General features: G+C 64.4%; 1 protein-coding gene. It reads left to right on the plus strand.

The genetic code is table 11. The annotated features are described in order from the left end of the window. On the plus strand, positions 1 to 253 hold a 253-nt coding region (locus tag SB772_RS43505), incomplete at both ends, for a hypothetical protein (RefSeq protein WP_410838965.1).

Here is a 253-nt window from a genome sequence, read left to right on the forward strand (position 1 = left end):
TATCTGGACCGCGGCTGGACTGTGTACGGCATTGCCCGGCGCCGGCCAGATGCGCTGCTGGCGTCCGGAAATGTGGTGTTCAAGCAGTGCGACCTGCTCACACTCGACGAGGCGACGGACCTGTTCAACGGGGTGTTCGCACCCATCGCGCAGGATGGTGTGTCCGTCGTCTACCTGAATGCAGGCGTGTCTGGGACAGCGCCTAGGCGCGCGCGGGAATGCTCGTCTAACGAGCTTCAGCGGACGCTGACCG

The organism is Paraburkholderia sp. SIMBA_030 (genome assembly GCF_046535245.1).
Taxonomy (GTDB): domain Bacteria; phylum Pseudomonadota; class Gammaproteobacteria; order Burkholderiales; family Burkholderiaceae; genus Paraburkholderia.